Origin of the sequence: Actinotalea sp. C106, from assembly GCF_023630195.1 — a bacterium.
Classification (GTDB): Bacteria; Actinomycetota; Actinomycetes; order Actinomycetales; family Cellulomonadaceae; genus Actinotalea.
This window is the reverse complement of the sequence record NZ_JALPKN010000128.1, coordinates 1-8,944: the sequence shown is the minus strand read 5'-3', so window position 1 is coordinate 8,944 and position 8,944 is coordinate 1. Positions and strand designations below refer to the sequence as shown.

Sequence of the window (8,944 nt, the reverse complement as noted above, 5' to 3'; positions counted from 1 at the left end):
GCGTCCCGGTGCGGCACCGTGGGCGGCAGCACCCCGCGGGCCGTGCGGGTCGCGCACCGCACGGAGGGCACCAGGACGACGGGTTCGACGTCGGGATGCACCGGCAGCACCGTCGCGCGAGGGCCGGACGGGGTCTCCCAGGCGATGGTGGCGCCCCCCAGCAGGGCCGGCGCGGCGTTGTCGGGGTGCCCCTCGAAGGCGGTCGCGAGCCGCAGCACCTCGGCGTCGTCCAGGGCCCCCGGGTCGGCGATCATCATGCGGGCGACGAGGATCCCGGCGACGACCGCCGCGGCCGAGGAGCCCATGCCGCGCCCGTGCGGGATCGCGTTGACGCACCGCAGGTGCAGCCCGGTCTGCGGGGCCCCCACGTGGTCGAGGGCTGCGCGGATCGCGCGGACGACGAGGTGGTCCTCCCCGCTCGGCAGGTCGGCCCCACCCTCGCCACGCACCTCGACCGTGACCTCGGGGCTGCCCAGGGCCCGGACCTCGATCTCGTCGTGGTGCCCCAGGGCCAGCCCGAGGGCGTCGAAGCCCGGCCCGAGGTTGGCGCTCGTCGCCGGCACCCGGACCCGCACGTGGTCGCTGCCCAGCCGCATGGTCGCCTCCCCCGGGCTCAGGCGAGCTCGAGGGCGCTGGCGATCGCCATCGCCTCGGCCGGGACCCGGACCGGCTCGACCTCCGAGCCGTCGGCGGTCCGCAGGGCCCACTGGGGGTCCTTGAGACCGTGCCCGGTCACCGTCACGACGATCTGCGCACCGGCCGGGACCCGGCCCTCGTCGGCCAGGCGGAGCAGGCCTGCCACACCGGCCGCCGAGGCCGGCTCGACGAAGACCCCGCACCGCGCCGCGAGCACCCGGTGCGCGTCGAGGATCTCCTCGTCCGTCACGGACTCGATCAGACCGCCCGAACCGTCACGGGCCGCGACGGCCTGGTCCCAGGACGCCGGGTTGCCGATCCTGATGGCGGTCGCGACCGTCTCGGGCTCGGTGACCGGGTGACCCAGGACGATCGGGGCGGCGCCGGCAGCCTGGAAGCCCCACATCGCCGGCGTCCGGCTGGCGGGGCCGCTCGCGGCGTACTCGGTGTACCCGGCCCAGTAGGCCGTGATGTTGCCCGCGTTGCCCACCGGCAGCACGTGCACGTCGGGGGCGTCGCCGAGGGAGTCGACCACCTCGAAGGCGCCGGTCTTCTGACCCTGGATGCGGTCGGGGTTCACCGAGTTCACCAGCTCGACCGGGTAGGCCTCGGCGAGCTTGCGGGCCGCGATCAGGCAGTCGTCGAAGTTGCCGTCGACCTGGAGCAGGCGCGCCCCGTGGGCCACGGCCTGGCTCAGCTTGCCCATCGCGATCTTGCCGTCGGGCACGAGGACCGCGCAGGTCATGCCCGCCGCGGTCGCGTAGGCGGCCGCCGAGGCCGAGGTGTTGCCCGTCGAGGCGCACACCACCGCCTGGGCCCCTCGCCCGGCCGCCGCCGAGATGGCCGTGGTCATGCCGCGGTCCTTGAAGGACCCGGTGGGGTTCATGCCCTCGACCTTGAGCCGGACGTGCGCACCGGTCCGCTCCGAGAGGTACCACGCGTCGACGAGCGGGGTCCCGCCCTCCCCCAGCGTGATGACCCGCTCCTGGACGTGGGCGGGCAGACGGTCGGCGTACTCGGCGATGACGCCGCGCCACTGGTGAGCCACCTAGACCCCCTCGACTCGGAGCACGGACAGGATCTTGACGACGACCGGGAGGTCCTGGAGGTCCGCGACCGTGGCCGAGAGCGCCTCGTCGGTCGCCGCGTGGGTGACCACGAGCAGGTCGGCATGGTCCCCGTAGACCTCGGCCCGGGACTGACGCACGGTCTCGATCGAGACACCGTGGTCGGCCACGACCTGCCACACCTGGGCGAGCACCCCGGGCAGGTCCTGCACCCGCAGCTCGACCTGGTACCGGGTGACCGCCTCGGCGACCCCGCGCACCGGCAGCTCGGCGTAGCGGGACTCGATGGGCCCCTTGCCCCCGATGACCTTGTTGCGCGCGACCGTGACGACGTCACCCAGGACAGCGCTGGCCGTGGGCGTCCCCCCTGCCCCGCGCCCGTAGAACATGAGCTCGCCCGCGGCCTCGGCCTCGACGAAGACGGCGTTGAAGGACCCGCGCACGCTGGCGAGGGGGTGCCACTGCGGCAGCAGCGCGGGGTGGACACGCACGACCACGCCGTCCCCGCTCCGCTCGGCGATGGCGAGCAGCTTGAGCACGTGGCCCGTGGTCGCCGCCCGCGCGACGTCGTCCGCCGTGAGGTTCATGATCCCCTCGCGGTGCACGTCCGCGGCGCTCACACGGGTGTGGAAGGCCAGGGAGGCGAGGATGGCTGCCTTGGCCGCGGCGTCGTAGCCCTCGACGTCGGCCGTGGGGTCGGCCTCGGCGAAGCCCAGCTCCTGGGCCTGGCGGACCGCCTCCTCGAGGGCCTGGCCGCTGGTCGCCATCTGGTCGAGCACGTAGTTGGTGGTGCCGTTGACGATGCCGAGCACCCGGGTGATCCTGTCCCCCGCCAGGGACTCGCGCACGGGACGCACGATCGGGATGGCCCCGGCGACCGCGGCCTCGAAGTACAGGTCGGTCCCGGCGGCGTCGGCGGCTGCGTAGAGGGTCGGGCCGTCCTTGCCGAGCAGCTCCTTGTTGGCCGTGACCACGGCCGCGCCGCGCTCGACGGCCCGGAGGATCAGCGCCCGGGCCGACTCGACCCCGCCTATGACCTCGACCACGACGTCGGCACGGTCCACGAGGCCCTCGGCGTCGGTGGTGAGCAGCTCGGGGTCGACGGCCGCGCCGCGCGGCCTGCCGGTGTCTCGCACCGCGACGCCGACGAGCTCGAGGGGGGCGCCCACGCGGGCTGCGAGGTCCTCGGCCTGCTGCACGAGCAGCCTGACCACCTCGGTCCCGACCACGCCGCAGCCGAGCACCGCCACCCGCACCGGTCCTCTGGTTGCCACGTGACCTCCGCCTTCCGTCGTCCCGCGCCTGCCGCACCCGGCAGGGCCGCCCCAGGATACGGCCGGACGTCCGGGGCGGGGCCCGGTGTCAGCATGCGGTCGGCCGCACCAGGGAGAGCGGTCAGCCGAGGTCGAGGGCGAGCAGGTCGTCCTCGGTCTCCCGACGCACGAGGACCCGTGCGACGCCGTCCCGCACGGCCACCACCGGCGGGCGGGGCACCATGTTGTAGTTCGAGGCCATCGAGCGCCCGTACGCCCCGGTCGCGGGGACGGCGAGCAGGTCCCCCCGCGTGATGTCGGCCGGGAGCTCGACGTCGTGCACGACGACGTCGCCGCTCTCGCAGTGCTTGCCGACCACCCGGGCGGTGACCGCGGCCGCGGCAGACCCGCGCGAGGCGAGCACGGCGTGGTACCTGGCCCCGTAGAGGGCCGGCCGCAGGTTGTCGCTCATGCCCCCGTCGACCGAGACGTAGGTCCGCGTGCCGGGCGCCTCGTCCTCGCCGACGAAGGTCACCGGCTTGACCGTCCCGACCGTGTAGACCGTGACCCCCGCCGGTCCGACGACCGCGCGGCCCGGCTCGATGGAGATCCGCGGCACGGGTGTGCCCTGGGCCTCGCAGACCGCCGCGACCGTCCGCGCCACGTCCCGCGCGACCTGCTCGGGGTCGATCGGGACCTCGCCAGGCAGGTAGGCGATGCCGTAGCCGCCGCCCAGGTCGACCTCGGGCACGAGGTGCCCGGTCGTGGCCGCGAGGGTCGCGCGGAGCTCGAGGATGCGTCGCGCAGCCTCCTCGAAGCCTGCGGGGTCGAGGATCTGGCTGCCGATGTGCGAGTGGATGCCGACGAGCTCGAGCTCGGGGTGCTCCAGGACCGCCAGCAGGGCCTGCTGGGCCTGCCCGCCGGCGATCGAGAGCCCGAACTTCTGGTCCTCGTGGGCGGTCGAGATGTACTCGTGGCCCCCCGCGTGCACCCCGGTGGTGACCCGCACCATGATCGGGGCGCGCACCCGGCGGGTGCGGGCCGCCGCAGCCACCCGCGCGACCTCCTCGAGGGAGTCCAGGACGATCCGGCCCACGCCGGCTGCCAGGGCGCGATCGAGCTCCTCGTCGGACTTGTTGTTCCCGTGCAGGCCGATCTCCGCGCCGGGGACTCCTGCGCGCAGGGCCACGGCGAGCTCCCCGCCCGTCGCGGTGTCGATCCGCAGCCCCTCCTCGTGCATCCACCGCGCGACCGCGACGCTCAAGAAGGCCTTGCCCGCGTAGTAGACGTCGACCTCGGCCCCGATGTCCGCGAAGGCCACCGCGAAGGCCTCCCGGTAGGCGCGGGCCCGGGCCCGCAGGTCGGCCTCGTCAAGCACGTAGAGCGGTGAGCCGTGCTCGGCGACCAGGTCGGTCACGGGCACGCCGCCGAGGGCGACCACCCCGGCCTCGTCGAGCAGGGCGGTGCTCGGCCAGAGCGCCGGGTCGAGGACGGGCGGCACGGGGCGTGCCGAGCGCGCGGTCGAACCGGTCTCCGTCGTGCTCACATCCGCTCCGGGGCGCTCACCCCGAGCAGCCCGAGGCCGTTGGCCAGCACCTGACGGGTCGCGTCGTTGAGCCAGAGCCGCGTGCGGTGGGTGTCGGTGACCTGCTCGTCCCCGAAGGGGGTGACCCGGCGCTGGTCATACCACTTGTGGTACGCGCCAGCGAGCTCCTCGAGGTACCGGGCCACGCGGTGCGGCTCGCGCAGCTCGGCGGCCTGAGCCACCACCCGGCCGAACTCCCCCAGGGCCGCGAGCAGCGTCGACTCGGTCGTGTGGTCCAGCAGGGCCGGGTCGAACCCGTCCGCGCGGCTCACCCCGAGGTCCCCGGCGTTGCGCCCCACGCTGACGGTCCGGGCATGCGCGTACTGGACGTAGAAGACGGGGTTCTCGTTGCTGGCCCGGGTCAGCAGGTCGAGGTCCAGGTCGATCATCGAGTCGGTCGAGGACCGGGCCAGGGAGTAGCGCGCTGCGTCCACGCCGACCGCGTCGACCAGGTCGTCGATGGTCACCACGGTCCCCGCACGCTTGGACATCCGGACCGGCTGCCCCTCGCGCACCAGGTTGACCATCTGACCGATGAGGATCTCAAGGTTGACGTGCGGGGTGTCGCCGAAGGCCGCGCACATGGCCATCATCCGACCGATGTAGCCGTGGTGGTCGGCCCCGAGCATGATGATGACCCGGTCGAAGCCTCGCTCGCGCTTGTCCAGGTAGTAGGCGAGGTCCCCCGCGATGTACGCCGCATCGCCGTCGGACTTGATGATCACGCGGTCCTTGTCGTCCCCGAAGGCCGTGGTCCGCAGCCAGGTCGCACCCTCGGCCTCGAAGATGTGGCCGAGCTCGCGCAGACGCGCCACGGCCTTCTCGACCGCGCCCGAGGCATGCAGGGAGTCCTCGTGGAAGTAGACGTCGAAGTCGACGCCGAACTGGTGCAGCCGCTCCTTGATCTCGGTGAACATCAGGTCGACGCCGACCGCGCGGAACACCTCCTGGGCCTCGTCCTGCGGCAGGGTGAGCGGCGCGGGCAGCCCCTCGGCACGTCGGCGTTCGGTGACCTCCTCGGCGATCTCGCTGATGTACTGCCCGCCGTAGCCGTCCTCGGGGGCCTTCTCGCCCCGGGCCCTGGCGAGCAGCGACCGGGCGAACCTGTCGATCTGGGCGCCGTGGTCGTTGAAGTAGTACTCCCGGGTGACCTGGGCTCCCGAGGCCTCGAGCATCCGCGCGAGGGAGTCACCGACGGCGGCCCAGCGGACCCCGCCGATGTGGATGGGCCCGGTGGGGTTGGCCGAGACGAACTCGAGGTTGATCCGCTCCCCGGCAAGGGTCTCGTTGCGCCCGAAGGCGGTCCCTGCCTCGACCACGGTGCGGGCGAGCTCGCCCGCGGCAGCGGCGTCCAGCGTGATGTTGAGGAAGCCCGGCCCGGCGACCTCGACGGCGCTCACCCCGGGCAGGGCGAGCAGCCGCGCCTGGAGGAGCTCGGCCAGGGCGCGGGGGGACATCCCCGCCTTCTTGCCGAGCTGCATCGCGACGTTGGTCGCCCAGTCCCCGTGCTCGCGGGACCGGGGTCGCTCGACGGTGACCGTGGCCGGCAGGTCTGCCGGGGAGAGCGGGAGCGTGCCGTCGTCGACGGCGTCGGTCAGCAGGGCGCGCAGCGCCGCGGAGAGCTCAGCAGGGGTCACCGTGCCAGGGTACCGAGCCCCGCCCGGCCCCTGCGCCGTGCCCCTGCGCCTGCTCCCTGCGCAGGGGCACGGCGGCCTCCGAGTCAGCCTCGGGTGCGCGGGAGCCAGGTGTCCTCGAGCATCACCGGGCGGCAGGTCACCGCGCCCGCGACGACCAGCACCCCCACCGTGGCCAGGAGCATGGCGAAGGTCGCCGCCCACCCGCCGGTCGCCTCGTAGAGCACCCCCGCGAGCACCGGACCCGCGGCCGAGAGCGCATACCCGACCCCCTGCGCGAACCCCGAGAGGGACGAGGCCCCCGCCGAGGTGCGGGTGCGCAGGTTGATCAGGGCGAGCAGCAGCGGGAAGGTGCCCGGCCCCAGGCCCAGCAGCACCATCCAGACCGGCAGGGCGGCGAGCGGGGCGAGCCACAGCCCCAGGTAGCCCACGACGAAGCACGAGGCGAACACCGCGACGACGACGAACGGGTTGCGCACGCGGACCGCGAGCATCGGGGCCACGAGCGAGGCCGGCAGCCCGAGGATCGCGAAGAGGGCGAGCCACAGACCGCCGACCTCGCTCCCCAGCCCGACGTCCACGAGCATCTGCGGCAGCCACGCGAGGAGCACGTAGGTGTTGAGCGAGTTCATGCCGAAGGTCACCGCGAGGGCCCACGCGAGCGGGCTGCGCCAGACCCGCCCAGCACCCCGGTGGCGCGAGGTCAGGGCAGGTGTGTCCTGCGGGGCGCGGAGCAGGATCTGCCGCAGCGCCCCCCGGGCGCGCACCGACCGCAGCACGACGACCACCCACGGCACGGTCGCGAGGAGGGCGACGACGGCCCACGAGCCGAGCGAGACCCGCCAGCCCAGCGAGGCCGCGAGCGGCACGGCAAGCAGCGGCGGCGTCGCCGTGCTGATCGACATGCTGACCGAGTACAGCGCCGTGACGGGCCCGATCCGGTCCGGGAAGTAGCGCTTGACCGTCGGCGGGAGGAGGACGTTGCCCATCCCCATGCCGGCCAGGGCGATCACCGACCAGCCCAGGAACCCGGCCGAGGTCTCGGTCGTCGACCGCACGACCTCGCCCGTGGCCGAGAGCAGCATCGCGACCACCAGGCTGGGCTCGAGCCCGATCCTGCGCGCCACGAGCGGGGCCAGGGAGCCGAACAGCGCGAAGGACACCACCGGGACGGTGCCGAGGAGGCCTGCCTCCGCGGCGGTCAGTGCGACGTCCCGTCGCACGACGTCGAGGATCGGTGAGACCGACGCCACCGCGATCCGCAGGTTCAGGGCGACGAGAAGGATGCCCAGCAGCACGAGGATCCGTCCGCGCCAGGGCGCGGGCGCGGACGGTAGGGCTGGCATCGAGATCATCATCCTCCATCCCGCGAGAGATGCGCCGAGGGGCTCCCTCGGTGTTGACTGCCTCTCACCCTCACACCCGGAGCTGGGATGACCCGCCGTACCAACCTGATCGACCTCGCCGTCGGCCGCCTGCGTCAGCAGATCACCTCGGGTGCGTGGGAGGTCGGCACCCGCATCCCCGCCGAGCCAGAGCTGACCGAGCTCATCGGCGTCGGTCGCAACACCGTCCGGGAGGCTGTCCAGTCCCTGGTCCATGCCGGGATGCTCGAGCGACGGCAGGGCTCGGGCACCTACGTGCTGTCGAACTCCGAGCTGGGCAACGCGATGGGCCGCCAGATCGCCGGGGCGCACCAGCGTGACGTCCTCGAGGTCCGCCGCAGCCTCGAGGTCGAGGCCGCCCGACTGGCCGCCCAGCGCCGCACCCCCGAGCAGGTCACCGAGCTGCGCAGGCTGCGGGACACCCGCGCCTCGGCCTACGCGAGCGGCGAGCTGGACGCGATGGTGACCGCCGACCTCGCGCTGCACCGCACCATCGCCCAGGCCGCGCACAACCCCGTCCTGCTCGCGCTCTACGAGAACCTCCAGGACGCGATCGGCGAGAACATCCGCTTCAACTTCGAGCACCCCGTGCACGACGACGACTCCCATGACGCCCTGGTCGAGGCGATCGCCGCGGCGGACGCGGTCTCGGCCATGGCCGAGATCGACGACTACCTGTCCGACCTCATCGGCACCGACCAGGTGGACCTCGCGGCCGAGGAGCAGGCGGGGTGAGCGCGTCGTCCCCGACCAGCGAGGGCTGGTAGTGTTCTGCACCGCCCCGCCCGCGTAGCTCAGGGGATAGAGCGTCTGCCTCCGGAGCAGAAGGCCGCAGGTTCGATTCCTGCCGCGGGCACCCTGCACAGCCCCGGTCCACCGATGGTGGCCGGGGCTTCGTCGTTCCCGCATCCGTGCAGGTCAGGGCCATACGGGGCGAACGGTCCACCGCCGACCAGGGACCTTGTAGTCGGTCAGCAGGCCCTTGCCGACGGCTTCCCCGAAGCCCAGGCGGTGGACCTCAGGGCCGTACTTGGTCTCGTCGTCCATGGACGCCAGGAGTACCCGGGACTGGCCCGCCTTCATCTTGGACGCGTCGTCGTAGACGAGGGCAGCCATGAGCCGGCGGATCGCGGAGGAGTGCGCGCCACTGTCGGCGCGGTGGGCTCGCGGACACCGTGCCCACGCTCGCCCACGTCACGCTCGATTCGTCCAACAAGGCGTTGGACGACGTCACCCGGCGGTCCCCAGCCCCACCACGGCGTCCCCCGTCCACGCGACCAGCCGCCTCTCGACGACGGCGAGCCCTGCCGTCCCGGGCGGCATCGCGGCGCGCCAGGCCTCGGACCCGTCGGCGAGCCGCCTCGCGACGACGCCGAGCCTCCCG

Annotated in this window: 8 protein-coding genes and 1 tRNA gene; 2 read left to right on the top strand and 7 right to left on the bottom strand. The window is 73.6% G+C overall.

The window, feature by feature from the left end; genetic code table 11:
- The 6 genes from L0B03_RS10035 to L0B03_RS10010 form a co-directional block, all read right to left on the bottom strand.
- Positions 1-596: homoserine kinase (locus L0B03_RS10035; RefSeq protein ID WP_250445659.1), on the bottom strand; the 596-nt coding region annotated here is incomplete at its 3' end.
- 17 nt (positions 597-613) lie between these two features.
- On the bottom strand, positions 614-1,684 hold the full coding sequence (gene thrC, locus L0B03_RS10030; RefSeq protein WP_250445658.1) for a threonine synthase: 1,071 nt from the start codon (positions 1,682-1,684) through the stop codon (positions 614-616).
- Positions 1,685-2,977: a homoserine dehydrogenase gene (locus L0B03_RS10025; protein WP_250445657.1), complete on the bottom strand. Its 1,293-nt coding sequence runs from the start codon at positions 2,975-2,977 to the stop codon at positions 1,685-1,687.
- A 121-nt stretch (positions 2,978-3,098) separates the two neighbouring features.
- On the bottom strand, positions 3,099-4,415 hold the full coding sequence (gene lysA / locus L0B03_RS10020) for a diaminopimelate decarboxylase (protein WP_250445660.1): 1,317 nt from the start codon (positions 4,413-4,415) through the stop codon (positions 3,099-3,101).
- A gap of 83 nt (positions 4,416-4,498) precedes the next feature.
- Entirely contained in the window at positions 4,499-6,178 is a 1,680-nt protein-coding gene (gene argS, locus L0B03_RS10015) for an arginine--tRNA ligase (RefSeq protein ID WP_250445656.1), read from the bottom strand.
- Between the two features lie 83 nt (positions 6,179-6,261).
- Entirely contained in the window at positions 6,262-7,521 is a 1,260-nt protein-coding gene (locus L0B03_RS10010) for an MFS transporter (protein ID WP_250445655.1), read from the bottom strand.
- An 87-nt stretch (positions 7,522-7,608) separates the two neighbouring features.
- Between L0B03_RS10010 and L0B03_RS10005 the strand changes: the two genes are divergently transcribed.
- Both L0B03_RS10005 and L0B03_RS10000 read left to right on the top strand, forming a co-directional pair.
- Complete coding sequence (locus tag L0B03_RS10005; RefSeq protein ID WP_250445654.1) at positions 7,609-8,295, top strand: FadR/GntR family transcriptional regulator; 687 nt, start codon at positions 7,609-7,611, stop codon at positions 8,293-8,295.
- Positions 8,296-8,343: 48 nt separating this feature from the next.
- Positions 8,344-8,416 (top strand) — tRNA-Arg (locus L0B03_RS10000).
- Between the two features lie 62 nt (positions 8,417-8,478).
- On the opposite strand, the gene L0B03_RS09995 is transcribed toward L0B03_RS10000, so the two are convergent.
- Positions 8,479-8,676, bottom strand: coding sequence for a hypothetical protein (locus L0B03_RS09995; RefSeq protein WP_250445653.1), 198 nt, complete (start codon positions 8,674-8,676; stop codon positions 8,479-8,481).
- Between the last annotated feature and the right edge of the window lie 268 nt (positions 8,677-8,944).